We start from the raw sequence: 25,104 nt of genomic DNA, 5'->3' as shown, positions 1-25,104 counted from the left end.
GCAAAGCTAGCCTTGCAAAGACTCCTTTGCAATCAGCGGGTCGGAACTCAGACGCAACTCCAGCGGAACGCCGCCCGTGCCTTCCGGGTGGCGTTGTCCAGGACACTGCCGATCTGCTGGCCGTTGTCGCTGATCACGACGTTGATCGGCAGCTCACCGGTCCGGACGAAGCCTTTCGCGAGCGGCAGCACCAGGTTCCGGTCGTCGGTGGCGAGCGCCGGGGCGAGCGTGCCGTTGGCGTCCACCACGTACCCGCCCACCCAGCCGTAGCGGTTGACCGAGGTCACGAACCTCAGCGAGAGCGGCCGTACCTCACCGGTGCGCAGGTTCCACCGCGCCGTCACCATGCCGTCCGACGGGCTCCGGTAGGAACCGATCACCCATCCGTTGCGGATCGACTGGATCGAGACGTCCGGCCCGTACCCGGGCGGCGCGGCCAACTCGCGAACCGTGCCGTCCGGTGCCCACACCAGGCCGCGTGCCCCGACCGTCATCGGATCCACGACCCGAGCACCGATCGGCACCACGGGCTTCGCCAGACTCGTGCCGACTGCCGTGCCGTCGTCGTCGATTCCCGCCAGGGTCACGAAGCCCGCGCCCGCCGGAACGGGCAGCGCACGGACGTCGTCCAGCCTGCCCGCCGGCCAGATCACCGACCGCAGACCATAGGTCTTGCCCAGCCTGCCCGCCGGAATGTCAGCCGACCCGTTGTACGGATCCGCCGCCCCACCGGCAGCGCCGGGTTCCGACGGGACCCCAGCGTGCGTCGAGGTGGGAGACGGTACGCCCGGCGCGACGACCGTGCCGCCCTGGATCGTGCCGAGAATGTCGCCGCGCTCGTTGATCCCCACCACGGCGAGCGGCACCCCGCCGCCCGTCGGCAACTGTGTGAACTGGCCGTCCCGGTACACCCAGGCGATGGTTTCGCCCCGCTTCGCGTCCCCGGTGTAACCGTCACCGGCGACGTCACCGCGTGCGTTGACCACCAGGTGCGTCGGCTGGGTGATCGGCACCTTGAGCGTGGTGAGCTGGCCCCGGTCCCACCGGAGCACGTACGACTGCCCGCGCCTGTCGGTTGCCGTGCCAACCAGGTAACGGCCGGACGGGTCTCCGCCGAGCACCTCGCTGGTCATCGTCGGCTCCGGCTCCGGCAGCGGCAACTGGTACGGCGTGCAGACCGCCGGCTGCAACGGAGCCTCCTCCGGCTGGGCCGCCCCGCCGGCCGTCACCGGCCGCTCCTGCCCGGACCGGTTCGCCACGTCGACCACCACCGGCACGACGGCAACCGCCCCCAGCGTCACCAACGCGGTCGCGGCGGCCCCGGCCAGCCGCCGACGCCGGGCCCGCCGCCGACCGGTACGGACCAGCGCGCCGATGTCCACCCGCGGCGGCGGCGGTACGTCGTCGGCCAGCATCCCCAGCAGTGACCGGGCCGACTCGTCGTCGTCAAACTCGCGCAACTACTCGCCCCCCTTTCACACCGCGTGGATCCCAGGCCGCCAGCGTCTCCGCGCCGAGCAGCCGCCGCAGCGCGGCGAGTCCGTGCGAGGTCTGACTCTTCACCGTGCCGGGCGAGCAGCCGAGCAACTGGGCCACCTCGTCGACCGGCAGGTCGCAGAGGAACCGGAGGACCAGCACTGCCCGCTGGCGCTTCGGCACCCGGCTGAGCGCGTCCCGCAGCACTGCCCGATCCTCCACCCCCGGCCCCTCGGGCGTGATCCGCTCCGGCACCGAATCGGTCAGGTCGACCCGCGACGACCAGGCCAGCCGCTTCTCGCTCAGGAACGTCCGGACCAGCATCGTCCGGACGTACGCGTCCGGGTATTCCACCGCGCGGACCCGTCGCCACTGCACGTAGAGGGTGGTGAAGGTCTGCTGTACGAGGTCGTCGGCCCGATGGGCGTCGCCACAGAGCAGGTACGCGATCCGCTGCATCCGGGCGAGCCGGGCGGTGACGAATTCGACGTACTCCTGTTCCAGCTCCGCCTGCACGCCGTGATCCCTCCTGTGGATTCCGCAGAGTCAAGTCGGTCGGGGTGCCGATCGGTTGTACCGGAGTACGCGGCAGCGACGCGTATCACAACGGGCTTCGCCAATGCGGGTACGAACCGGACATCGCCCCCGCTTGCGCGGATGGGAGACCATGTGTGGCGGCGTACGAGGGCGGGAGGCTGTCATGTCCAGGTACCTGGCGATGGTGGTGGTCGGGGCCGGCATCGGCATCGGTGTCGGCGCCATGACCGACGGCGCGGCCCACGGCTACGCCTGGGCGGTCCTGCTCGTGGGCCTGGCCCTGCTCCTCGTCCGGCCCCGGTCGCAGCCGACCTCGCTCGTCGCCCCGGACGGGGACGCGCCCGCGTCCACGCCGCGCGAGCGCGATCCCCGACCGACGCTGACCGGGCTCGGCGACCGGGTGGGGCAGATCCTGAGGCTGGCCGAGGAGCAGGCCGAGAACCAGCGTGCCGAGGCCCGGCGGGAGGCGGCGAAGATCCTGCGGGCGGCCAGGGTCGAGGCGGACGAGATCCTCGCGCGGGCCGCCGCCGACGCCGGCCCACAGTCCGGGTACGCCGCGCCCCCGGCGCCGGAAGACGGTTCAGCCGAGCGCCACCGGTAGGACGGTCGGCCTCAGCCGAGGGTCACCGGTAGGGCGGTCAGCCCGCGCAGCAGCAGGCCCGGCCGCCAGGCGATCTCCTCGACCGGCACGCCCAGGCGCATCGCCGGATGGCGGCGGGACAGGGCGTGGAACGCGATCTGCCCCTCCAGCCGGGCCAGCGGGGCGCCGAGGCAGTAGTGGATGCCGTGCCCGAAGGCCAGGTTCGGGGTGGCCGGCCGGTCCAGGTCGAGCCGGTCCGGGTCGGTGAACCGGTCCCCGTCCCGGTTCGCCGACAGGAGCGAGACCAGCACGAACGCGCCCTCCGGGATGGTCACCCCACCGATCTCCGTCTCCTTCAGTGCGGTACGGAAGGTGGCGCTCTGCACCGGGCCCTCGTAGCGCAGCAGCTCCTCGACGACGTTCGGGATCAGCTCCGGCTCGGTGACGATCCGGGCCCACCGGTCGGGGTCGGAGAGCAGCAGCAGGGTCCCGTTGCCGATCAGGTTGACCGTGGTCTCGTGCCCGGCGATCAGGAACAGGTAGACCATCGAGATCAGCTCGTCGTCGCTGAGCCGGTCGTCGTTGTCGTCCCGGACCGCGATCAGCGCGGAGAGCAGGTCGTCGGCCGGCTGCCGCCGCTTGGTTTCCAGCAGCTCCCGGATGTAGCCGACGATCGCCACCAGCGCGGGCGGCAGCCCGGCCGGGTTCACCGGCCCGGTCACGATCGCGTCGGTCCACCGACGGAAGTCGTCCTGATCCTCCGCCGGCACGCCGAGCAGTTCGCAGAGCACCTGGATCGGCAACGGGAAGGCGAAGTGGTCGATCAGGTCGAGTTGGCCGTTCGCCGGCATCCGGTCGAGCAACTGCTCGGCCAGTTCTTCGATCCGGGGTCGCAGGGCGGCCATCCGTCGGGCGGTGAAGGCGCCGGAGACCAGGCGTCGGATCCGGGTGTGGTCGGGCGGGTTGATGGCGAGCATGTGCCGGCCCACGGCTCGGGCCACGTCCGGCGGCACCATGCCCTTGTAGGAGAAGCCACCGGCGGAGGTGGTCTTGCCGAACAACGGATCGCCGAGCACCCGCTGGGCGTCGGCGTACCGGGTGACCAGCCAGGCGGTGACACCGGTCGGCAGGGCCACCTCGACCACCGGGCTGTCCCGGCGCAGCGTGGCCAGCACCTCGTGCAGGTCGGCCTTGGCGGACTCGAACGGATTGATCGCGGCGCTCGTTGTCATCTCTCGCTCCCCCGTGTCCCGATCGCGGTTCCGCGACCGGGAATTCATCCTCGCCGCAGTCGTCCGGGTTTGTCGAGACACCACCGGGCACCGGGTGCATCGACGGCCGTCGGGCCCGTCCCGGTGGTGACACCCGGACGGGCCCGACGGTTGCGCTCTGGTCGGCCGGGACGATCGGCCCCGGCCGGGTGGGTCAGTGGGTGCCGACGTCGGCCAGCTCCCGCTTACGGTCCTTGGACGCCTTGAGCAGGCTGGCGATGGTCGCGATGATCAGCGAACCGAGGATGACGGTGAGGGAGAGCCAGATCGGGATGTGCGGTGCCCAGCCGACGTGCTCGCCGCCGTTGATGAACGGCAGGCTGTTGTCGGCCAGCGCCTCCAGCACCAGCTTGACCCCGATGAAGCCGAGCACCACGGCGAGGCCGATGTTGAGGTAGACCAGCCGGTCGAGCAGCCCGCCGAGCAGGAAGTAGAGCTGCCGCAGCCCCATCAACGCGAACACGTTCGCGGTGAAGACCAGGTACGGCTCCTTGGTCACGCCGAAGATCGCCGGGATGGAGTCGAGCGCGAAGATCAGGTCGGTGGTGCCGATCGCGATCAGGACCAGCAGCATCGGGGTGAACAGGCGCTTGCCGGTCTCGCTCATCACGGTCAGCTTGGTGCCGTTGAACGAGTTCGACAGCGGCAGGTGGGACTGACTCCACCGGACCAGCGCGTTCTCCTTCACGTCCGCCGCGTCCATCTCGCCCTGCCGGACGAAGCTGATCGCGGTGTAGACGAGGAAGGCGCCGAAGATGTAGAAGACCCAGGAGAACTGCGACACCAGCGCGGACCCGGCGGCGATGAAGCCACCCCGCATGACCAGCGCGAGCACGATACCGATCAGCAGTACGGTCTGCTGGTACTGCCGGGGTACGGCGAACCGTCCCATGATCACGACGAAGACGAAGAGGTTGTCGATCGAGAGGCTGTACTCGGTCAGCCAGCCGATGTAGAACTCACCGGCGAACCTGCCCCCGGAGGTGGCCCACACCCCCAACCCGAACAGCAGGGCGAGTACGACATAGAAGCCGACCCAGAGGCTCGACTCCTTGATGCTCGGCTCGTGTGGTCGCCGACCGATGATCAACAAGTCGAGCAGGAGCACACCGACCAACACGACCAGCGTGATGATCCAGGTGAGGGCGGAAACATCCATCGAGAACCTCCGGCAGACACGGGACATCGCCGGCCGACCTGAACCCCGGATGGAGACAGACTGGATGGCGATGCGGACTCTGGTGACTGTCGGAGGTCTTTTCCGCCACCGAGCCGCGGGAGCTTAGCCCCTTGGGGTGACCGATGGCGCCGGGTTTCCCCCCGGCTGAGCCGGAAGTCCACCGTGCTGACGACACCACCGTCGGGGAATACTCCCCTCCTTGCATCTATTGTTGCCCATCAGCCGCCCCCCGCGTCAAGATTCCGCCCGTCCGGCGCCCCCGCAGGGACCCCGTACGGGCCGACCCGAACTCGGGACGGCAGCCACCTACAGCGTACCTGAGCTGGCAAAACGTTGAAATTGGGCGGGGTGCGGCGGGCGGGTGCGTCAGCGGTCCACCTGAGCGAAATCCCACACGTGCGGCGGACGGGCGACCAACCGGGCCGGCGGCTCGGGCAGGCTCAGCGGGCTCCCCCGCCACTTCGAGATGACCACGAGCCGGTTGTCGGTGGAGGAGAAGACCTCGCTGGACATGTGCAGCGGGTGATGATCGAACTCCGGCAGCGCCGTCTCCGTCACCCAGAGGATCAACTCGGCGAACCCGGCCGGCTCCGCGCGTGCCTCCCACATCCGCACGATCACGTCCGCCATCTCCGTTCCCTCTTCCCCTTCACTACACGCTCACCACGGTCAGCGGCATGGCCGAGTCGGCGGGCAGATCCAGCCGGCTCGGCGCGACCCCGGCGGCCACCAGGTGCGAACCGAGCGCCGCCACCATCGCGCCGTTGTCCGTACAGAGTTTGGGACGGGGGACGCGCACCGTGATGCCGTACTTCGCGGCCCGCTGCTCGGCCAGCACCCGCAGCCGCGAGTTCGCCGCCACCCCACCGCCGATCACCAGCGTCTCGATGCCCCGGCTGCGGCAGGCGTCGATCGCCTTCGCGGTCAACACGTCGCAGACCGCCTCCTGGAACGAGGCGGCCACGTCGGCGACCGGCACCGGCTCACCGGCCCGCTGCTTGGCCTCGACCCAGCGGGCCACCGCCGTCTTCAGCCCCGAGAAGGAAAAGTCGAACCGGTGCGCGGCCAGGTCCTTCGGTGCGGTCAGCCCGCGCGGGAACCCGATCGCGGCGGCGTCGCCGGCCCGCGCCTCCCGGTCGATCGGCGGCCCACCGGGGAACGGCAGCCCGAGCAACCGGGCCACCTTGTCGAACGCCTCACCGGCGGCGTCGTCGATGGTCGCGCCGAGCGGCGTCACCCCGGTCGCCAGGTCGTCCACCACCAGCAGCGACGAGTGCCCGCCGGAGACCAGCAGGGCGATCGCCGGCTCCGGCAACGGTCCGTGCTCCAGGGTGTCGACCGCCACGTGGGCGGCGAGGTGGTTCACCCCGTACACCGGCTTGTCGGCGGCCACCGCGTAGCCCTTGGCCGCCGCGACCCCGACCAGCAGGGCACCGGCCAGACCCGGACCGGCGGTGACCGCGATCGCGTCGACGTCGGCCAGCGTCACCCCCGCGTCGTCCAGCGCCCGCTGCATCGTCGGCAGCATCGCCTCCAGGTGCGCCCGGCTGGCCACCTCCGGCACCACCCCACCGAACCGGGCGTGCTCCTCGACACTGGACGCCAGCGCGTCCGCGAGCAGGGTGTGCCCGCGCACGATCCCGACCCCGGTCTCGTCGCAGGAGGTCTCGATCCCCAGGATCAGCGGCTCGTCAGCCATCTCGCATCATCACCAGCGCGTCGGTGTTGCTCGGTTGGTAGTAGCCCCGGCGGATTCCCACCGGCTCGAAGTCGTACGTCGCGTAGAGCCGCTGGGCGGCCGGGTTGTCCACCGCCACCTCCAGCAGGATCTTGCGTACGCCGCGTCGCCCCGCCTCGGCCAGCAACGCCTCCAGCAGGGCCCGGCCGACCCCGCCGCGCTGGGCGTCCCGGCGGACCGCGATGTTCTGCACCCACGCCTCGTCCGGCGTCACCGCCAGCCCGGCGTAACCGATCAGCGCCCCGGCGTCGTCCAGCGCCACCAGGTAGTGGTGACCGCTGGCCAGCTCGTTCCAGAACATGCCCGGCGACCACTGCTCGGCGCCGAACAGATCGGCCTCGATCGCCAGCACGTCGTCGATGTGCCACCAGCGGAACCGGGTCAGCCTCACGGCAGCACCGATTTGTGGCCGGTGGCCGCGACCGCGTCCGGCCGGCGCAGGTAGAGCGGGACCAGCCGTTCACCGGGTGCGGCGGCACGGACCCGGTCGGCGGCAAGCTCCGCCAGGGCGTACGCGGACGGGTAGGTCGGTTCGGCCGGGACCGGCAGGCCGAGGACGTCGGCGTACCGCTGGGCGCCCTCGCCGACCGCGACCGTGACCCCCAGCTCGGCCAGCCGGCCGGCGACCACGGCGGGGGCGTCGACGGCCGGCCCGGCCACCCGCTCGCCCGCCTCGTCGAAGGCCGCCCAGTAGATCTCCCGGCGCCGGGCGTCGCTGGCGACCAGCACCCGCCGGCCGGGGCCGGCGTCGCGGCCGAGCGCGTCGAGCGAACCGACACCGTAGGTCGGGATCGACAGCACCTGACCCATCGTGGCCGCGGTGACCAGCCCGACCCGCAGACCGGTGAACGGCCCCGGCCCCAGGCCCGCGACCAGGGCGGTCAGGTCGGCCGGGCGCGCACCGGCCTCGGCCAGCACCGCCTCGATCGCCGGGGCGAGCAGCTCACCGTGCGCGCGTGCGTCCACCGCGCGGCGTTCGGCGCGCAACACGACCTTCTCGGCCGTCACCTCCGCGAGCGCCGCGGTCACCGCCGGGGTCGATGAGTCCACCACGAGTACGAGCACCCCAGAACCCTAGCCGGAGGGCGATTACCGCCCGTCACGACCCGGCCGGGTGAGATTCGACCCATCCCGGCCGACGGCGAGCGGCCCGGCCGACCCGTCCGGACCGGCGGCGGGCGACCCGGCCCGTGCGTCGCCCGCCCCGCGTCGGCGAGTCAGCCGGCGGTCCGCTCCCAGTCGATGGTGGGCAGGCCGGCGTCGGCGAGCGCCTTGTTGGCGGCACTGAACGGCCGGCTGCCGAGGAAACCGCGCGGGTTCATCGGGCTGGGGTGGCCGGCCTCCAGCACCACGTGCGCCGGGTTGGTGACCAGCTCCCGCTTCTTGCGCGCGTAACTGCCCCAGAGCAGGAAGACCACCCGCTCGGAGCGGGCGTTCAGGGCCCGGATGGTGGCGTCGGTGAACTCCTCCCAGCCCTTGTTCGCGTGCGAGCCCGGCGTGGCCTGCCTAACCGTCAGCACCGCGTTGAGCAGCAGCACACCCTGGGCGGCCCAGCCGGAGAGGTTGCCGCCGCGCGGGGCCGGCACGCTCAGGTCCTCGGCCAGCTCCTTGAAGACGTTGCGCAGTGACGGCGGCGCCGACACCCCCTCGCGCACGCTGAAGCTGAGCCCGTGCGCCTGCCCCGCCTTGTGGTACGGGTCCTGGCCCAGGATCAGCACCCGGCAGTCCTGCGGCGCGCACAGCCGGTACGCCGAGAACAGGTCCTCGACCGGCGGGAAGACGGTCTGGGTGGCGTACTCGGCGGCGACGAATTCGGCCAGCTCGGCGGTGCGGGCCGGGTCGAGGTGCGGCTCCAGCACCGTGCGCCACTCCGACGGCAGCAGGGCGGGCAGGTCGAGGGTCATCGGTCACCTTTCGGGAGACTGGTGTCGTTCGGGGGAGGCTCGGTGTCGTTAGGGCAAGGCCGAACGCTCGCCCGCGACTCTAGAAGCCCGGTACGACAAGCCGTACCCGTGTCCAGGTGGTAGGAATCGTCGCTACAGGTCGGCGAGGCGTTCGGCCCAGTCGCCGCCGACCGGGACCAGCTCGATCCGGCGGGAGTCGTCGTCGCGCCGGTCGATCCGGACCCGCAGGTGGGCGTCGACCAGCTGCTCGACCAGGCCCTCGCCCCACTCGACCACGGTCACCGCGTCGTCCACCGACGCGTCCAGGTCCAGGTCGTCGATCTCGGCCCGGGGGTCGACGGCGGCACCGAGCCGGTACGCGTCCGCGTGCACCAACGCCGGCCGGTCGGCCCGTCGCCGGCCGACACTGTCCGGGTCCGGCCGGTGCACCCGGGCGATCACGAACGTGGGTGAGGTGACGTCACCGAGCACCCCGAGACCGGCTCCGATCCCCTGGGTCAGCGCGGTCTTGCCGGCGCCCAGCGGACCGGTCAGCACCAGCAGGTCACCGGCGCGCAGCAGCGCCGCCAACCGGCGCCCGAACGACCGCGTGTCGTCCACCGTGGAGAGTTCGACGACCGGGTTCGTCGGATCAGCCGTGTTCGTCGGATCAGCCGCGTTCATCGGGCCAGTCTGTCAAGGAAGCCGAGCAGGGCCGCATTCACCTCGTCGGCGTGTTCGAGCATCACCACGTGACCGCCGTCGGGGACCTTGACGTACTCGGCCTCGGGCAGGCGGCGCAGGATCTCCTCCGAGTGGGTCACCGGGGTGATCATGTCCTGGTCACCGACGATGACCAGGGTCGGGGTGTTCTTCAGCGCCATCAGGGCCGGGTAGCGGGCGTGGGTGTAGAGGGTACGCAGATAGCGGGCGACGGTCTCGGCGGAAGTGCCGGCGTTCATCCGCTCCACGTACGAGACCAGGGCCGGGCTCGGGTTCGGGGTGCCGAAGCCGTACCTGCGGGTGAGCAGCCAGGCCATGTTCGCCGACGCCTTCCGGGCCCGGTCGATCACCCCGCCGGTGAGCTTGGTGGCGTTGTTGACCAGCGGCAGCAGCGGGGTGCCGACCCGCCCGATGATCGCCGGCAGACCGATCTTGGTCTCCTCCAGCAGCCCGCCCGAGGTCGCCATCAACACCGTGCCGACCACCCGGCTGTCGAACATCTCCGGATACCGCTCGGCGAACGCCATGATGGTCATACCGCCCATCGAGTGCCCGACCAGCACCAACGGGCCTTCCGGCACCAGATGGTCGATCACCGACCGGAGCGTCTCACCGAGCGCGGGCAGCTCGTACTCGCCGGACTCCAGCTTGCCGGAGCGGCCGTGGCCGGGCTGGTCGTAGAAGAGCATCCGGTGCTGGCCGTGCGCGCCGACCGCCTTGCGCTGGAAGTGGAACGTGCCCATGTCGAGGCAGAAGCCGTGCACGAAGACCACGGTCGGGCGGGGCGGGGCGGCCGGATCGGTCACCTCGACCAGCTCCACGTGGATGTCGGTGCCGTCGGCGGTCTCGACGGTGCACGCGCTGTCGTACGGCAACTCGCCGAAGTCCTCCTCCGCGTACGGGTCGTCCGGGACCGCCTTGGCCCGCCGGACCACCGCCCGCTCGGCGGCCAGCCCGGCGGCCACCCCGGCCGCCGCGACACCCACCGCCGCGCCCAGGATCCCGGCCGCCCGCGCCAGCCCGGACCGGGGTACGCCGCCCCGACCCAGCCTGAACCGGGTACCCGCTCGGCTCACCGGAACACCTCCGGAGTGTTGGTCACCGGCCCGGTCGGCACGGGTGCCCCGTCGTAGATCCGGGGCACCCGGACGCCACCGAACCGGGTGACGATCTCGTAGTTGATGGTGCCGGCCGCCTCGGCCCAGTCGTCGGCGGTGGGGCCGCCGTCCGTCCCGTCGCCGAAGAGCGTCGCCACGTCCCCGGCGGCCACCGGGTCGTCGCCGCAGTCGAGCACGAACTGGTCCATGCAGACCCGGCCGGCGATCCGGCGCACCCTGCCGGCGAGCTGGACCGGGCCGGTGTTGGAGGCGTGCCGGGGCACCCCGTCGGCGTAGCCGAGCGGCACCACGGCAAGGGTCGTCTCCCGCTCGGTGACGTACGTGTGCCCGTACGACACCCCGCTGCCGGCGGGCACCCGCTTGGTCAGCATCACCCGGGCGCGGGCGGTCATCGCCGGCCGCAGTCCGTACGTCTCGCCCGCGATCGGCGACAGGCCGTAGACGGAGACTCCGGGACGTACCAGGTCGAAGTGGGTGTCGGGGCGGGTGAGCGTGGCGGCCGAGTTAGCCAGGTGCCGGTAGCGCGGGCGGATCCCGACCCGCTCGGCCAGGGCGAGCGCCTCGTGGAAGACGCCGAGCTGCCGGTCGATGGTCGGGTGACCGGGGGCGTCGGCGTAGACGAAGTGGCTCCACACGCCGACGATCTCGACCAGCCCGTCGGCCTGGGCCTTCGCGGCGGCCTCGACCAGGACCGGCCAGTCGTCGATGAACGCGCCGCCCCGCGACAGCCCTGTGTCGATCTTGAGGTGGACCCGGGTCGGTCGACCGGCGAGCTGACCCGCGTTGACCATCTCGCCGAGCTGGTCCAGGCTCGCCGCGCTCAGGTCGACGTCGGCCACCACCCCCTCGTGCAGCGGCAGCCCCGGTGCGAGCAACCAGGCCAGCACCGGTGCGGTGATCCCGGCCCGGCGCAGGGTCAGCGCCTCGTCCAGGGTGCAGACACCGAGCCAGTCGGCGCCAGCGTCCAGCGACGCGTACGCCGCCGGCACCATGCCGTGGCCGTACCCGTCGCCCTTGACCACCGCCATCAGCTCGGCGGTCGTGCCGGCGTGCAGTCGGGCCACGTTTTCCCGGATCGCGTCGAGATCAACGCGCAACTCAGCCTGCCACATGAGGCCAGACTACTAACCGAGATCAGGATCGGGACCGGACAACCGGCCCGACCACGGCTCCGGGGCGCGTCCGGACCGGTTCAGCTCGGCACCACGTCCCGCAGCGCGGCCACCACGTCGGGAGCGGTCACCGGGCCGTGCCGGGCCGCCTCCCGCCCGGCCAGCCCGTGCAGGTACGCGGCCACGATCGCCGCCCGGTCCGCCGGCAACCCCGCGGCGAGCAGCGACCCGAGCAGTCCCGCCAACACGTCACCGGTGCCGCCGGTGGCGAGTGCCGACGTACCGGTCGGGTTGACCACCGCCCGGCCGTCCGGAGTGGCGATCACCGTACGGTCGCCCTTGAGCAACACCACCGCGTTCATCCAGGCGGCCAGCCGCAACGCCGCACCGACCCGGTCCTCGCCCGGCGCCTCGCCGCAGAGCCGGGCGAACTCCCGGTCGTGCGGAGTGATCACGATCGGCGCATCCCGCTGCCGCAACCGGTCCGCCATCGACCCGTCGACCAGCATCGTCAACGCGTCCGCGTCCAGGATCGCCGGCACCGGCGCCGCCAGTACGCAGCGCAACTCGGTGGCGGCGGACTCGCCGGTGCCCAACCCGGAACCGCAGACCCACGCCTGCACCCGGCCCGCGTCGGTCACCCGCCCGGTGGCGATCACCGACGGATACTGCCGCAGCACCTCGTCCCGCGCGCTGCCGGCGTAGCGCACCAGACCGGTCGGCCCGGCCAGCGCACCGCCGACGGAGAGCACCGCCGCGCCCGGATAGGTGGCCGAACCGGTCGCCACCCCGACCACGCCCCGGCTGTACTTCTCCGACTCGGGACCCGACCACGGCCACCAGTCGAGCACGTCGGACCACTCGGTCACGTGCAGCGCCGGGGTGGCCCGCAGCCACGGCCGTACACCGATGTCGACCAGGTCCACCTGGCCGGCCCGGACCGCCGCCGGACCGACCACCAGCGCCGGTTTCAGCACCCCGAAGGCGACCGTCACGTCGGCGCTCACCGCGCCGCCCGTACCGTCGAAGGTCGGCGGCACGTGCCCGGTGTCGACGTCGACCCCGCTCGGTACGTCCACCGCGACCAGCACCGCCCGCCGTCCGCCCCGCCCGCGCAACCCGCCCAGCCGGCCGACGAACCGCGCCGCCGGCTCCCGCAGGCCACCGGTCGACCCGATCCCGACGATCCCGTCCAGCACCAGGTCCGCCCGGTCCGGCAGGTCCTCGACGGTACGACCACCGGCCGCCCGCAACGCCGCCAGCCCGCCCGGATGCGCCCGCTCGGGGTTCAGCAGCAGCGCGTGCACCGCCGCACCGCGCCCGGCCAGCCGGGCACCGGCGTACAGCGCGTCCCCGCCGTTGTCCCCGGAGCCGACCAGGAGCAGCACCGACGCCCCGTACACCCCGCCGAGCTCGTCGAGCAGCAGCGCGCAACGGCGGGCCAGACCGGCGGCGGCCCGCTGCATCAGCGTGCCCGGTGGCAGCTTCGCCATCAGCGCGGTCTCCGCCGCCCGGACATCCGCCACCCGCCAGGCCGGCTTCACCGCGTCACCCGCCGGGCCGGCTCCGGCCGCGTCACCCGTACTCGTCCACTCATCGCCGCGCCCCCTCCGGTTCCGCTCGTGCTTCCGTCACCACCCACGGCCCGGCGCCGCGCCCAACCGGCGCCTCACCGCCGCGTACCCGATCGGCGCCTCACCGCTCCGTGCCCGACCAGCGGCTTACCGCTCCGTGCCCGCCGAGCGGCTTACCGCTCCGCCACCACCATGGCGGACGCGATGCCGCCGTCGTGGGACAACGAGAGGTGCCACCGGTTGACGCCGCGCTCGGCGGCCACGGCGGCGACCGTGCCGGAGACGGTCAGCCAGGGGCGGCCGTCCGGATCCGCGACCACCTCACAGTCGTGCCAGCGCAGACCGGCCGGGGCACCGAGGGCCTTCGCCACCGCCTCCTTCGCCGCGAACCGGGCGGCGAGCGACTCGGGCGAACGGGGGTTGCCGGACCCGGTGAACCGCTCGGCCGCGGTGAACAACCGGTCGGCCAGCAACGGCGTACGCGCCAGGGCACGGGTGAACCGGTCGACGAGCACCACGTCGATGCCGACTGCGACGATCACGCTTCCCACCCTAACCGGCTTGCCCGGGCGTGCAGATTAGCTCCCGGCACGTGGCCGTACAACCCCTGTGGACAACCGGTGGGCCGGACCCCACCCCGGTTGTCCACAGGGCTTCCGGGCGGCCGGCACGGCGCCCTAGCGTCGAGGTGACATCGACATCGGTAAGGGGGCGGCATGCAGGACGATCTCATCCGGGTGCGGACCGGGACGCTGCGCGGGGCGGCGGACCAACTCGCCGCCACCGGGCACCGGCTCGGCCACGGACTGGCCGGCGCGAGCGGGCCCGCCGGGCTGCTGGTGCCGGCTCCCGGCTGGGCCGCCGGCACGGCACTGGACGCGCTCGAATCGGCCGTACACGCCTGGCTCGGCGACCTCGGGGGCCGGGCGGCGGCAACCGCCGACGGGCTGCGGACCGCCGCCGACCGTTACGACACCGCCGACGACCGGGCCGCGATCCGGCTCGGCGCCGGCCGGTGACGGCCATGATCGGGTACGCCCAACTCTGGTCGGCCGATCCGGCGGCCTGGCGCGGCGCCGGTTCCGCCTGGCGAGGGCTGCTCGACCCGACCGACCGGCGCACCGCCGAGCTGACCGGCACCGCCGCCACGCTCCGGGCCGACTGGTCCGGTCCGGCCGGGCAGGCGGCCGACCGGCGGCTGCACGGGCTCGCCGCCGAGCTGACCGCGAGCCGACCGGTGTTCATCGAGGTCGAACAGATCCTCGCCGGCTACGCCACGCAACTCGCCCGAGCCAAGGCGATGCTGGACAGCGCCGTACGGATGGCCACCGCCCGGGGCGTACTGGTCGACCGGCGCGGCGTCGCCACGCCCGACCCCGAGGCGATCCGGCCGGACCCGCTGGCAACGGGAAACCAGCCGGACGCGCGTACGACGGCAGCCGTGGCGGACGTCGCCGACGGGATCCGGGCGGCGCTGGAACTGGCCACGATCGCCGACCTGGACACGGCCCGGCAACTCGCCGACCTGGCCGCCGACGCGGGCACCGGCTGGGCCGGGCCGCCGCCGACCGGTCCACCGCCACCGGGCACCGACCCGGTGCTGGTGCGCCGCTGGTGGGCCACGCTCACCCCGGCGCAACGGCGCTGGCTGGTGGGGCACGAGCCGCACCGGATCGGCCGGTTGGACGGCGTACCGGCGCGGGACCGGGACCAGGCCAACCGGCTGCTGCTGGAGCGCCAGCGGGCCGCCCTGCTGGCCGAACGCGGCGCCCTGTGGGCAGCCCGGCCATCCCCGGTGGTGCCGGGCGAACTGGCCCGGATCGACCGCACCCTCGCCGGGCTCGACGTGATCCGCGACCGGCTGGCCGCCGAGGCGGGGCCCCGCGCCTACCTGCTCGGCCTGGACCCGGCCCGCGACGGCCGGGCGATCGTCGCGATCGGTGACCCGGACCGGGCGGAGAACGTGCTGACCTACGTGCCCGGGATGACCAGCGACCTGCCCACCATCGGCGGGGAACTGGGTCGGGCCGAGCTCATGGCGGCCCGCAGCGCCGCGCTGGACCCGACCGAGCGGACCTCGGTGGTGCTCTGGCTCGACTACGACGCCCCGGACTTCCTCGACGAGGCGCTCGGCTCCGGCCCGGCCCGCGACGCCGGGCCGGCGCTGCACAGCTTCCAGGAGGGTCTGCGCGCCACCCACGAGGACGCACCGGCCCGGCAGACCGTGCTCGGGCACAGCTATGGGTCGCTGGTGGTCGGCGCGACCGCCCGCGACCACGGGCTCGCCGCCGACCAGGTGGTCTTCCTCGGTTCGCCCGGCGTCGGTGTCGACCGGGCCACCGACCTCGACCTGCCGTCCGGTCGGGTCTGGGCCAGCACCGCCGACAACGACGTGATCCGCTACGCGGCGGGACCGGACGACCTGGTCGGGCGGGCCGTGGTCGGTGCGGCGCTGCCGGGCCTCGGTCCGCTGGTGGCGTTCGGCCGGCCCGCCGAGGACCTGTGGTTCGGCGCCGATCCGAGCGGACCGACGTTCGGCGCCCGGGTGTTCGAGGGACGGTCGAGCGGCCACACCGGCTACTGGGACGCCGGCAACCCGGCCCTGGACGCGGTGGCCCGGATCACGCTCGACGGCCGCGCCCGGTGACCGCCCCGATCGGCCCGGTGCCCGCAACCGCCCAGACCCGCCCGGTGCTCGCGACCACCCGGACCGGGCTGGTGCTCACGATCGTCCGGACCGGCCCGGTGCTCGCGACCCGCCCGGCCCGGCCCGGACGATCAGTCGGACCGGCCCAGCCGTCTCGTGACCCGCACGAGCGGCCGGACCGGTCCGGGGTGGCTCATTCGACGGTGACCGACTTGGCCAGGTTGCGCGGCTGGTCGACGTCGTGCCCACGGGCGGCGGCGATCTCGCAGGCGAGCACCTGCAACGGAACCGTGGTGACCAGCGGGGCGAGCAGCGTCGGCGTACGCGGCACCGTGATCAGGTGGTCGGCGTACGGCAGGACCGCGGTGTCGCCCTCCTCGGCGATCACGATGGTCCGGGCGCCACGGGCCCGTACCTCCTGGATGTTCGACACGATCTTGTCGTGCAGCATGCCCCGGCCCGCCGGCGACGGGACCACGCACACGACCGGGGTGCCCTGGTCGATCAGGGCGATCGGGCCGTGCTTGAGCTCACCGGCGGCGAACCCCTCGGCGTGCATGTAGGCCAGCTCCTTGAGCTTGAGCGCACCCTCCAGCGCCACCGGGTAGCCGACGTGCCGGCCGATGAACAGTACGGTCGGCGCCGACTTCAGGTCCCGGGCCAACTCGCGTACGGGCTCGATGTCGGCCAGCAGGTCACGCAGCTTGCCCGGCATCTCCTGGAGCTGGGCGACCACGGCACCGACCTCGTCGGCGTACTTGACCCCGCGCACCTGGGCCAGGTGCAGCCCGATCAGGTAGCAGGCCACCAGCTGGGTCAGGAACGCCTTCGTGGAGGCAACCGCGATCTCCGGGCCGCTGTGGGTGTAGAGCACCGCGTCGGACTCGCGCGGGATGGTGGAGCCGTTGGTGTTGCAGATCGCCAGCACCCGGGCCTTCTGCTCCTTGGCGTGCCGCAGCGCCATCAGGGTGTCCATCGTCTCGCCCGACTGGGAGATCGCCACCACCAGCGTGGACCGGTCGAGCACCGGGTCGCGGTAGCGGAACTCGCTGGCCAGCTCGACCTCGCACGGGATCCGGGTCCAGTGCTCGATCGCGTACTTCGCCACCAGTCCCGAGTGGTACGCCGTACCGCACGCCACGATGAAGATCTTGTCGACGTCGCGCAGGTCCTGGTCGGTCAGCCGAACCTCGTCGAGCATGATCTCGCCGTTCTCGGTGAGCCGGCCGAGCAGGGTGTCGGCGACCGCCTGCGGCTGCTCGGCGATCTCCTTGAGCATGAAGTAGTCGTAGCCGCCCTTCTCGGCGGCGGAGGCGTCCCAGTCGATGTGGAAGTCCTTGCCGACGGCCGGCGTACCGTCGAAGTTGGTGATCTCTATGCCGTCGGCGGTGATCAGGACGACCTGGTCCTGGCCCAGCTCGACCGCCTCGCGGGTGTGCTCGATGAACGCGGAGACGTCGCTGGCCAGGTAGTTCTCGCCCACGCCCCGGCCGACCACCAGCGGCGAGTTGCGGCGGGCGCCGACCACCGCACCGGGCACGGCGGCGTCGACCGCGAGCAGGGTGAAGGCGCCCTCCAGTCGCTGGCTGACGCTGCGCATGGCCGTCGCGAGCAGTTGCGGGCCGTCCGGCTCACCCGCGGCGCGCAGGTCGGCCAGGGCGGCGGAGAGCAGGTGGGCAGCGCACTCGGTGTCGGTGTCGCTGTCGAACTCGATCCCGTCGGCTTCGAGTTCGGCCCGGAGCTTGGCGAAATTCTCGATGATGCCGTTGTGGATGACGGCGACCCGGCCGTCGCGGGACTGGTGCGGGTGGGCGTTGCGGTCGGTCGGCCCGCCGTGGGTGGCCCAGCGGGTGTGCCCGATGCCGGTGGTGCCGTCGCCGATGCCGAGTTTCGGGGTGGGGCAGCCGTCCGGATCGGCGCTGACCCGCTCGGCCAGGGTCTTCTCCAGGTTGGCCAGCTTGCCGGCCTTCTTCTCGGTCAGCAGTTCGTCGTCGCAGACGATCGCCACTCCCGCCGAGTCGTAGCCGCGGTATTCCAGGCGCCGCAGCCCGTCCAACACGATGCTCAGCGCCGGTCGGGCACCGGCGTAGCCCACGATTCCACACATAGCCCCGAGCCTAGTCGAACTTCGCTCAGCACGTGTGCTCGAAAGGCCACTTATCAAGCATCCGGCATGAGTGATAGGTGAATTTCAGGAAGCAACGGGACAGCACCCCCAATTCACCCCCTCACCCCCCACCTCCCCGCCCTCCCCACCCCCCCGCCTCCCCGTTGATCATGAAGTTAGCCACCTCGGAATCCATGATCAGGCGCACTAACTTCATGATCGACGAGGCCGGCGAGTGGAGGTGGGGCCCCGGAGGGCAGGCAGGGCAGTGGTGGGTGGGCTTTGGTTGATTCGACACTCACTGAACGCCAACGAGTCGCAACCCTGGGTCGTCAACGGGTTGTCGGGCGATGCCCGGTGCGAGACCGTTGGAGGGGGGCCGACGGCCGCCCCGTACCGCCCCCGGCGCCACCCGACGCCCCTGGAGCGCAGCCGATGAGCGAACCGGCACCACCGCAGCCGCCCGCCGAGCCCACCCCCGACCCCACCCCGTCGCCCTGGGCAGCACCGCCCGCACCCGAGCCGTGGACACCACCCGCAGCCGAGCCGTGGACACCACCCGCAGTCGAACCGTGGACACCGCCGACAGCCGCGCCGTGGCAGTCGCCGGCAGCCGGCCACACCACCCCGGCCGGGTACGAACCCGACTCCGCCTGGTCCGCACCGACTCCGCCCGACCGTCCCCCGTCGGGCGCCTACCCCACGGGATATCCCCCACCGCCCGGTTACCCACCCGCCGATCCCCGCCTGCCCGGTTACCCGGTCTCCCACCCGCCCTACTCCGCCGACCACCCCTCCGCCGGACCGCCGCCCTACTCCGCCGACCACCCCTCCGCCGGAACGCCGCCGGGTTGGGTAGCCACACCCGGCTGGGCTCCCGCACCGCCGCCCTGGGAGCCGACCCCACCGCCCGTACCCGTTCGGGTCAACACCGGGCTGGTCGCGGTCGGTGTCGTACTGGCGGTGCTGCTCTGTGGCGGAGCCGGCGTCGCCATCGCCGGGCTGGTGAACTGGCGCGAATCGAGCGGGCCGGTGGCAGCCCCGACACCGCCGTCGAGCGGAGAGGCGGGCGGGCCGGCGCTTCCCGCACCGACGGAACCCGAACCGACCGTACGCACCGGCCGTCAGGTGGTCTACCAGGTCAGCGGCGACGGGCCGGCCGAGGTCAGCTACCTGGAATACCCGAACATGCCCCGACAGCTCGGCGCCACCAGCCTGCCCTGGCGGGTGGAGTTCGCCATGCCCGATCCGGGCGTGGTGACCGTACTGGCGATCCGCACCGCGACCGGCGCCGGGCAGATCACCTGCACGATCCTGGTCGACGGCGAAGAGGTGATCACCAACTCGGCCAGCGGTCCGTACGCGACGGCGGCCTGCGCCGGCCTGACCATCGACTGAACGGCCCCGTACGGTCCGGCCGACAACCGGACCGGCCGACAACCGGACCGGCCGACAACCGGACCGCACGCCGCACCATCGACTGCACCGACCCGCCCCACCTAGGCTGACCCGGTGACCACAACCACCGCCCAGGACCCGCTGGTGCACCGGATGCGCCCGTTCGGCACCACCATCTTCACCGAGATGTCGGCGCTGGCGGCGCGCACCGGTGCGGTCAACCTCGGACAGGGGTTCCCGGACACCGACGGACCCGCCGAGATGCTGGCCGCCGCCGCCGAGGCACTGCGCGGCGGGCAGAACCAGTACCCGCCGATGCCCGGCATCCCGGCCCTGCGGGCGGCGGTCGCCGAACACCAGCGCCGGTTCTGGGACCTCTCCTACGACCCGGACGGCGAGGTGGTCGTCACCGCCGGGGCCACCGAGGCGATCGCCGCCGCCATCCTCGGGCTCTGCGAGGCCGGCGACGAGGTGGTCTGCTTCGAGCCCTACTACGACTCGTACGCCGCCTCGATCGCCCTGGCCGGCGCGGTCCGCCGCCCGGTCACGCTGCGCCCGGTCGGCGACGGGCGGTACGGCTTCGACCCCGCCGACCTGCGCGCCGCGTTCGGACCACGGACCCGGCTGGTGCTGCTCAACTCACCGCACAACCCGACCGGCAAGGTCTTCACCGCCGACGAGCTCGCCCTGGTCGCCGAACTCTGCCAGGAGTACGGCGCCTACGCCGTCACCGACGAGGTGTACGAGCACCTCGTCTACACCGACGCGTCAACCCCGCACATCCCGCTGGCCAGCCTGCCCGGCATGGCGGAGCGGACGCTGCGGGTCTCCTCGGCCGGCAAGACGTTCTCCTGCACCGGTTGGAAGGTCGGCTGGGCGAGCGGCCCGGCGTCACTGGTCTCCACGGTGCTGCGGGTCAAGCAGTTCCTCACCTTCTCGGGCGGCGCACCGCTGCAACCGGCGGTCGCGGTGGCGCTCGCCCTCGGCGACGACTACTACGACACCTTCCGCGCCACCCACCAGGCCCGACGCGACCAGCTCACCGCCGGCCTGACCGATGCCGGGTTCGAGGTGCTGTCGGCGGAGGGGACCTACTTCGTCACCGCCGACATCACCGCGCTCGGCGGCCGGGACGGGGTGGAGTTCTGCCGTACGCTGCCCGAACGGTGCGGGGTGGTGGCCATTCCGAGCCAGGTCTTCTACGACACCACCGAGGCCGGGCGTCGACTGGTCCGGTTCGCCTTCTGCAAGCGGACCGAGGTGCTGGCCGAGGCGGTCAGCCGCCTCCGTACGCTGCACTGACACCGACCGTGGCCCCGTCCCGCCGACAGCGGGCCGGGCCCGGTACGGCGTCGGCGGTGCCGGTCAGCCGACCGGGCTCGCGGTACGCACCTCGGCGGCGATCCGCTCGGCCACCGTCTGCGCGATCTCCTGGGTGGCGGCCTCGACCATCACCCGGACCAGCGGCTCGGTGCCCGACGGCCGGAGCAGCACCCGTCCGGTTTCGCCCAGTTCAGCCTCGGCCCGCTCGACCGCGCCCAGTACGGCGGGCGCCCCCGCGCCGACGGTACGGTCCCCGACCGGCACGTTGATCAGCACCTGGGGCAGCTTCACCACCACCGACGCGAGGTCGGCGAGCGAGCGTCCGGTGCCGGCCATCCGGGACATCAGTTGCAGGGCGGTGAGCAGGCCGTCGCCGGTGGTGGCGTACTCGGGGAGCACGATGTGCCCGCTCTGCTCGCCGCCGAGGGCGAGCCCGGAGGCGCGCAGCTCCTCCAGCACGTACCGGTCGCCGACCTTGGTCTCGATCAGCCGGATGCCCTCGCGGGACATGGCGATGCGCAGGCCGAGGTTGCTCATCACGGTCGCGACGACGGTGTCCGAGGTGAGCGTGCCGCCGTCGCGCATGGCCAGGGCGAGGATGCCCAGGATCTGGTCGCCGTCGACCTCCGCGCCGTCGGCGGTGACCGCGACGCACCGGTCGGCGTCGCCGTCGTGCGCGATGCCGAGGTCGGCACCGTGCTCGACGACGGCGGCCTGGAGCCGGGCCAGGTGGTTCGAGCCGCAGTCCTCGTTGATGTTGATCCCGTCCGGCTCGGCGTGGATCGCGATCACCTCGGCGCCGGCCTCCCGGTACGCCACCGGGGCCAGGTCGGAGGCGGCGCCGTTGGCGCAGTCGACCACCACCTTGAGCCCCTCCAGCCGGTGCGACACGCTTCCGACCAGGTGCTGGATGTAGTGGTCGGCGCCGTCGAGCAGGTCGTGCACCCGGCCGACACCGGCGCCGGTGGGCCGGTTCCAGTCGGACGAGCCGTTCGCCTCGATGGCCGCCTCGATCTTCAGCTCGACCTCGTCGGGGAGCTTGTTGCCGCCGGCCGCGAAGAGCTTGATCCCGTTGTCCGGCATCGGGTTGTGCGAGGCGGAGAGCATCACGCCCAGGTCGGCCTTGGTCTCCGCGACCAGGTACGCCACCGCCGGGGTGGGCAGCACGCCGACCCGTACGACGTTGGCGCCGGCACTGGCGAGGCCGGCCACCACGGCCGCCTCCAGCATCTCGCCGCTGGCCCGGGTGTCCCGGCCCACCACGGCCAGTGGCCGGTGGCCGAGATCGGACTCGGCGAGGGTGTGCGCGGCCGCGACGGCGACCGCGAGCGCCAACTCGGGGGTCAGATCGGCGTTAGCACGTCCACGTACGCCATCCGTGCCGAACAACCGGCCCATGCGCGAGTACCTCCGGGGAGCAGACCACTGGAAAATACGGACGGCCGGGGCCGCCACCGCGCGAGGGGAGGCGGACCCGGCCGTCCGTCAGACGTGCAAGGGGGTGAAGCTGATCAGCGCTTCGAGTACTGAGGCGCCTTGCGGGCCTTCTTGAGGCCGTACTTCTTGCTTTCCTTGACCCGGGCGTCCCGGGTGAGGAAGCCGGCCTTCTTGAGCGCCGGGCGGTCGTCGGGCTCGTTGACGATCAGCGCCCGGGCGATGCCGAGGCGCAGCGCGCCGGCCTGGCCGGTGGTGCCGCCACCACGGAGGTTCGCGATCACGTCGAACTGCTCGGTCTTCTCGGCGGTCACCAGCGGCTCCTTGATGAGCTGCTGGTGGACCTTGCTCGGGAAGTACGCCTCAAGCTCGCGCCCGTTGCAGGTGATCTTGCCGCTGCCGGGGACGATGCGGACCCGGACGATGGCCTCCTTGCGGCGGCCGACGGTCTGGATCGGCCGGTCACCGCGAGGGGTGCGGGCGACCGGGGCGGCCGGAGCGGCGGTCTCGGTCTCGGCCGGGGACTCGGTGTCGACGACCGGAGTGGGCTCGGCCTCGATGGTGTCGGTCATGCTGATTCCTTCGTCCGCGCTCACTGCGCGATCTGCTTGATCTCGAACGGCACCGGCGCCTGCGCGATGTGCGGGTGCTCGGCACCGGGGTAGACCTTCAGCTTCTTGATCAGCTGCCGGCCGAGCTTGTTGTGCGGGAGCATGCCCTTGACGGCCAGCTCGATGGCCTGCTCGGGGCGCTTGGCCAGCAGCTCCTCGTAGCGGACCTGCTTGAGGCCGCCCGGGTAGCCGGAGTGGCGGTAAGCGATCTTGGTCTGCCGCTTGTTACCGGTCAGCGCGACCTTGCCCGCGTTCACGACGATGACGAAGTCACCGGTGTCGACGTGCGGCGCGAAAGTGGGCTTGTGCTTGCCACGCAGCAACGTGGCAGCGTGGGTGGCCAGACGGCCCAGCACGACATCAGCGGCGTCGATAACGTGCCACTGACGCTCGATCTCACCCGGCTTCGGGCTGTACGTACGCACAGGTCTACCTTGTCTCGTCGTCGGTCTGGGGTCGCGCACCGGTCACCAGGCGCGCACGAACGACCAAGCGTACCTGATGGGGCACGCCCTCGGCTGTCACACAACAGCAGGCGATGTTACTCTTCCGGCCCGCACGCGGTCAAAACGGGGGCTACGGATCGCCACCGTCCGCCGCCGTGCCCGCCGGTACGCACCGGCCGGTCAGTCGGCCCTCGGGTCACCAGCCGCAGTTCGATCGCACCCGCCTAGCCAATCACACCCGTGGAAGCGGGCCGCAACCGGCCCGCTTCCACGCCGGACGCGGGCCCGCTCACACGCCGGGCAGCCGGCGGACCGACGGCCGGAGGTAGACCGCCCAGGTGACGGCGACGCAGAGCACGTAACAGGCGATGAAGCTGACGTAGGCGGCGTCGGCCGTCCGGTAGGCCAGGAACGACTGCCGGAAGGCGATGTTGACCAGCACTCCCCCGAACGCGCCGACCGCCCCGGCGATCCCGATCAACGCACCGGCCAGCCGGGCCGCCCGCCGCGCCGCCTCCACCGGAATCTCGGCCAGCACCCCGGCGGCGATCCGGGCCCGCGCCCGGAAGATCGCCGGGATCATCTTGTACGTGGAACCGTTGCCGATGCCGGAGAAGACGAACAGAGAGGTGAAGCCGACCAGGTACAGCGGCAGTGAACCGCGACCGGAGGCGTAGAGCACCGTGCCGGCGCCGAGCGCCATCGCCACGAAGTTCCAGCAGGTGACGCGCGCCCCGCCCCACCGGTCGGCGAGATATCCGCCCAGCGGTCGGATCAGCGAGCCGACCAGCGGCCCCAGGAAGGTCAGGTACGCGGCGTCCAGCGGGGTCGCGAACCGGTCGCCGAACTGCACCTGGAGCACCTGTCCGAAGGCGAAGCCGAACCCGATGAACGACCCGAAGGTCCCGATATAGAGGAAGGACATGATCCAGGTGTGCGGGTCCCGGGCCACCTCCCGCATCGCGCCCCGCTCACCGGGCACCCCACCCCTGTCCGGCACACCGGCCGAACCGTCGCGTCCGGTCGCCGCCGGGGAGATGTTGTCCATGTACCGCGCGGCCAGCACCGCCGCGAGCACGATCAGCGGCAGGTAGACCGCCGGCACCAACCGGGGGTACGCGGCGCCGGCCGTCGCCAGCACCAGCAGCCCGACGAGCTGCACCGCCGGCACGCCGAGGTTGCCGCCGCCCGCGTTCAGGCCGAGCGCCCACCCCTTGTGCCGATCGGGGTAGAAGAGGTTGATGTTCGCCATCGAGGAGGCGAAGTTGCCGCCGCCGACCCCGGCGAGACAGGCGAGGATCATCAGCGTGCCGTACGAGACGCCGGGCTCGATCAGGATCGTCATCGGGATCGTCGGCAGGAGCAGTAGGGCGGCGCTGATCACGGTCCAGTTCCTGCCCCCGAAGACCCCGACCGCGAACGTGTACGGCAGCCGCAGCACCGCCCCGAGCGCCGTCGGTACGGCGGTGAGCAGGAACTTCCCGGCCGGGTCGATGCCGTACTCGGGGCCGAGGAAGAGCACCAGCACCGACCAGAGGCTCCAGACGGAGAAGCCGACGTGCTCGGAGAGGACGGAGAAGATGAGGTTGCGCCGGGCGACGGCCGCGCCGGTGACCCGCCAGAAGGTCGGGTCCTCCGGTCGCCAGTCGTCGATCCGGTGCCGCCGGCCGGGCGCTGTCGCGGGCCCCGGACCGGTGACCGGCGGTCGCGTACCGGCTGTTGTGGGCGTGGTCGTCGGGACCTCTTCGGCGTCCGCCGTCGTGGAGGCTGTACTCACGGGCCGGCTCCTTCTCGTTCGGGGACGAGCCAGAAGCTAGGTGCGATCGATTTCCGCCCGGTTCGCGTCCCGCGTCCACCCTGCAACCATCCCCGCACCACCCCCACCCCCCACTCGTGAGAACCCCTCCCCACCCCCACCCTCCCCACCCCGGCACGGATGTAGAGAA

The 25,104-nt window shown here is 72.4% G+C and carries 24 protein-coding genes; 5 read left to right on the top strand and 19 right to left on the bottom strand.

The window, feature by feature from the left end; genetic code table 11:
* Positions 1–47: 47 nt before the first annotated feature.
* Together ACZ6QQ_RS35475 and ACZ6QQ_RS35470 are read right to left on the bottom strand one after the other, a co-directional pair.
* Positions 48–1,460 (bottom strand): hypothetical protein, encoded by a 1,413-nt coding sequence (locus tag ACZ6QQ_RS35475; RefSeq protein ID WP_465882298.1) that lies wholly within the window; start codon positions 1,458–1,460, stop codon positions 48–50.
* Complete coding sequence (locus ACZ6QQ_RS35470; protein WP_465882296.1) at positions 1,447–1,992, bottom strand: SigE family RNA polymerase sigma factor; 546 nt, start codon at positions 1,990–1,992, stop codon at positions 1,447–1,449. Before ACZ6QQ_RS35470 ends, ACZ6QQ_RS35475 begins: the two co-directional genes overlap by 14 nt.
* Before the next feature lie 184 nt (positions 1,993–2,176).
* Between ACZ6QQ_RS35470 and ACZ6QQ_RS35465 the strand changes: the two genes are divergently transcribed.
* On the top strand, positions 2,177–2,614 hold the full coding sequence (locus tag ACZ6QQ_RS35465; RefSeq protein ID WP_465882294.1) for a DivIVA domain-containing protein: 438 nt from the start codon (positions 2,177–2,179) through the stop codon (positions 2,612–2,614).
* Positions 2,615–2,625: 11 nt separating this feature from the next.
* Here ACZ6QQ_RS35465 and ACZ6QQ_RS35460 read toward each other — a convergent pair whose 3' ends face one another.
* The 12 genes from ACZ6QQ_RS35460 to ACZ6QQ_RS35405 all read right to left on the bottom strand — a co-directional run bounded on the left by ACZ6QQ_RS35460 (position 2,626) and on the right by ACZ6QQ_RS35405 (position 13,734).
* Positions 2,626–3,825, bottom strand: coding sequence for a cytochrome P450 family protein (locus ACZ6QQ_RS35460; RefSeq protein WP_465882293.1), 1,200 nt, complete (start codon positions 3,823–3,825; stop codon positions 2,626–2,628).
* A gap of 193 nt (positions 3,826–4,018) precedes the next feature.
* Positions 4,019–5,023, bottom strand: a complete 1,005-nt coding sequence (locus ACZ6QQ_RS35455; protein ID WP_465882291.1) for a TerC family protein — start codon at positions 5,021–5,023, stop codon at positions 4,019–4,021.
* A 387-nt stretch (positions 5,024–5,410) separates the two neighbouring features.
* The gene (locus ACZ6QQ_RS35450; protein ID WP_465882319.1) at positions 5,411–5,665 is read right to left on the bottom strand and encodes a hypothetical protein; all 255 of its coding nucleotides are present in this window, start codon (positions 5,663–5,665) and stop codon (positions 5,411–5,413) included.
* Between the two features lie 31 nt (positions 5,666–5,696).
* Positions 5,697–6,743, bottom strand: a complete 1,047-nt coding sequence (gene tsaD / locus ACZ6QQ_RS35445) for a tRNA (adenosine(37)-N6)-threonylcarbamoyltransferase complex transferase subunit TsaD (RefSeq protein ID WP_465882290.1) — start codon at positions 6,741–6,743, stop codon at positions 5,697–5,699.
* Positions 6,736–7,173, bottom strand: coding sequence for a ribosomal protein S18-alanine N-acetyltransferase (rimI, locus tag ACZ6QQ_RS35440; RefSeq protein WP_465882288.1), 438 nt, complete (start codon positions 7,171–7,173; stop codon positions 6,736–6,738). The genes tsaD and rimI overlap by 8 nt, the downstream gene beginning before the upstream one ends.
* Entirely contained in the window at positions 7,170–7,847 is a 678-nt protein-coding gene (gene tsaB, locus ACZ6QQ_RS35435; RefSeq protein WP_465882287.1) for a tRNA (adenosine(37)-N6)-threonylcarbamoyltransferase complex dimerization subunit type 1 TsaB, read from the bottom strand. Before tsaB ends, rimI begins: the two co-directional genes overlap by 4 nt.
* 152 nt (positions 7,848–7,999) lie before the next feature.
* Positions 8,000–8,686, bottom strand: coding sequence for a uracil-DNA glycosylase (gene ung, locus ACZ6QQ_RS35430; RefSeq protein WP_465882285.1), 687 nt, complete (start codon positions 8,684–8,686; stop codon positions 8,000–8,002).
* A gap of 132 nt (positions 8,687–8,818) precedes the next feature.
* A complete protein-coding gene (gene tsaE, locus ACZ6QQ_RS35425; RefSeq protein ID WP_465882283.1) occupies positions 8,819–9,349 on the bottom strand; it encodes a tRNA (adenosine(37)-N6)-threonylcarbamoyltransferase complex ATPase subunit type 1 TsaE in 531 nt (176 codons plus the stop codon).
* Complete coding sequence (locus ACZ6QQ_RS35420; protein ID WP_465882282.1) at positions 9,346–10,464, bottom strand: alpha/beta fold hydrolase; 1,119 nt, start codon at positions 10,462–10,464, stop codon at positions 9,346–9,348. The genes tsaE and ACZ6QQ_RS35420 overlap by 4 nt, the downstream gene beginning before the upstream one ends.
* On the bottom strand, positions 10,461–11,618 hold the full coding sequence (gene alr, locus ACZ6QQ_RS35415; protein WP_465882281.1) for an alanine racemase: 1,158 nt from the start codon (positions 11,616–11,618) through the stop codon (positions 10,461–10,463). Before alr ends, ACZ6QQ_RS35420 begins: the two co-directional genes overlap by 4 nt.
* Before the next feature lie 80 nt (positions 11,619–11,698).
* Positions 11,699–13,162 (bottom strand): NAD(P)H-hydrate dehydratase, encoded by a 1,464-nt coding sequence (locus tag ACZ6QQ_RS35410; RefSeq protein WP_465882279.1) that lies wholly within the window; start codon positions 13,160–13,162, stop codon positions 11,699–11,701.
* A gap of 203 nt (positions 13,163–13,365) precedes the next feature.
* Positions 13,366–13,734, bottom strand: a complete 369-nt coding sequence (locus tag ACZ6QQ_RS35405; protein WP_465882278.1) for a holo-ACP synthase — start codon at positions 13,732–13,734, stop codon at positions 13,366–13,368.
* Positions 13,735–13,908: 174 nt separating this feature from the next.
* Here ACZ6QQ_RS35405 and ACZ6QQ_RS35400 point away from each other — a divergent pair, with 174 nt between their 5' ends.
* Complete coding sequence (locus ACZ6QQ_RS35400; RefSeq protein WP_465882277.1) at positions 13,909–14,211, top strand: type VII secretion target; 303 nt, start codon at positions 13,909–13,911, stop codon at positions 14,209–14,211.
* A gap of 5 nt (positions 14,212–14,216) precedes the next feature.
* Positions 14,217–15,839, top strand: coding sequence for an alpha/beta hydrolase (locus tag ACZ6QQ_RS35395; protein ID WP_465882275.1), 1,623 nt, complete (start codon positions 14,217–14,219; stop codon positions 15,837–15,839).
* A gap of 193 nt (positions 15,840–16,032) precedes the next feature.
* Here the strand turns inward: ACZ6QQ_RS35395 and glmS are convergent, their stop codons facing one another.
* The gene (gene glmS / locus ACZ6QQ_RS35390) at positions 16,033–17,946 is read right to left on the bottom strand and encodes a glutamine--fructose-6-phosphate transaminase (isomerizing) (RefSeq protein WP_465882273.1); all 1,914 of its coding nucleotides are present in this window, start codon (positions 17,944–17,946) and stop codon (positions 16,033–16,035) included.
* Positions 17,947–18,381: 435 nt separating this feature from the next.
* Between glmS and ACZ6QQ_RS35385 the strand changes: the two genes are divergently transcribed.
* Positions 18,382–19,344, top strand: coding sequence for an MmpS family transport accessory protein (locus tag ACZ6QQ_RS35385; RefSeq protein WP_465882272.1), 963 nt, complete (start codon positions 18,382–18,384; stop codon positions 19,342–19,344).
* A gap of 114 nt (positions 19,345–19,458) precedes the next feature.
* Positions 19,459–20,646: a pyridoxal phosphate-dependent aminotransferase gene (locus tag ACZ6QQ_RS35380; protein WP_465882271.1), complete on the top strand. Its 1,188-nt coding sequence runs from the start codon at positions 19,459–19,461 to the stop codon at positions 20,644–20,646.
* A gap of 63 nt (positions 20,647–20,709) precedes the next feature.
* Here ACZ6QQ_RS35380 and glmM read toward each other — a convergent pair whose 3' ends face one another.
* The 4 genes from glmM to ACZ6QQ_RS35360 all read right to left on the bottom strand — a co-directional run bounded on the left by glmM (position 20,710) and on the right by ACZ6QQ_RS35360 (position 24,935).
* Complete coding sequence (gene glmM, locus ACZ6QQ_RS35375) at positions 20,710–22,065, bottom strand: phosphoglucosamine mutase (RefSeq protein ID WP_465882270.1); 1,356 nt, start codon at positions 22,063–22,065, stop codon at positions 20,710–20,712.
* Positions 22,066–22,178: 113 nt separating this feature from the next.
* Entirely contained in the window at positions 22,179–22,673 is a 495-nt protein-coding gene (gene rpsI / locus ACZ6QQ_RS35370) for a 30S ribosomal protein S9 (protein ID WP_465882268.1), read from the bottom strand.
* Positions 22,674–22,693: 20 nt separating this feature from the next.
* Entirely contained in the window at positions 22,694–23,137 is a 444-nt protein-coding gene (gene rplM, locus ACZ6QQ_RS35365) for a 50S ribosomal protein L13 (RefSeq protein ID WP_465882266.1), read from the bottom strand.
* Positions 23,138–23,447: 310 nt separating this feature from the next.
* Complete coding sequence (locus ACZ6QQ_RS35360) at positions 23,448–24,935, bottom strand: nitrate/nitrite transporter (RefSeq protein WP_465882264.1); 1,488 nt, start codon at positions 24,933–24,935, stop codon at positions 23,448–23,450.
* Positions 24,936–25,104 lie beyond the last annotated feature (169 nt).

The sequence above is a fragment of the Micromonospora sp. NPDC049529 genome, from assembly GCF_055586685.1.
This window is presented reverse-complemented; position numbering and strand designations above follow the sequence as displayed.

Coding starts and splice junctions, on each gene's coding strand:
- ACZ6QQ_RS35465 (WP_465882294.1), top strand. CDS start 2,177: ATGTCCAGGTACCTGGCGATGGTGGTGGTCGGGGCCGGCATCGGCATC.
- ACZ6QQ_RS35460 (WP_465882293.1), bottom strand. CDS start 3,825: ATGACAACGAGCGCCGCGATCAATCCGTTCGAGTCCGCCAAGGCCGAC.
- ACZ6QQ_RS35455 (WP_465882291.1), bottom strand. CDS start 5,023: ATGGATGTTTCCGCCCTCACCTGGATCATCACGCTGGTCGTGTTGGTC.
- tsaD (WP_465882290.1), bottom strand. CDS start 6,743: ATGGCTGACGAGCCGCTGATCCTGGGGATCGAGACCTCCTGCGACGAG.
- ung (WP_465882285.1), bottom strand. CDS start 8,686: ATGACCCTCGACCTGCCCGCCCTGCTGCCGTCGGAGTGGCGCACGGTG.
- tsaE (WP_465882283.1), bottom strand. CDS start 9,349: ATGAACGCGGCTGATCCGACGAACACGGCTGATCCGACGAACCCGGTC.
- alr (WP_465882281.1), bottom strand. CDS start 11,618: ATGTGGCAGGCTGAGTTGCGCGTTGATCTCGACGCGATCCGGGAAAAC.
- ACZ6QQ_RS35400 (WP_465882277.1), top strand. CDS start 13,909: ATGCAGGACGATCTCATCCGGGTGCGGACCGGGACGCTGCGCGGGGCG.
- ACZ6QQ_RS35395 (WP_465882275.1), top strand. CDS start 14,217: ATGATCGGGTACGCCCAACTCTGGTCGGCCGATCCGGCGGCCTGGCGC.
- glmS (WP_465882273.1), bottom strand. CDS start 17,946: ATGTGTGGAATCGTGGGCTACGCCGGTGCCCGACCGGCGCTGAGCATC.
- ACZ6QQ_RS35385 (WP_465882272.1), top strand. CDS start 18,382: ATGAGCGAACCGGCACCACCGCAGCCGCCCGCCGAGCCCACCCCCGAC.
- glmM (WP_465882270.1), bottom strand. CDS start 22,065: ATGGGCCGGTTGTTCGGCACGGATGGCGTACGTGGACGTGCTAACGCC.
- rpsI (WP_465882268.1), bottom strand. CDS start 22,673: ATGACCGACACCATCGAGGCCGAGCCCACTCCGGTCGTCGACACCGAG.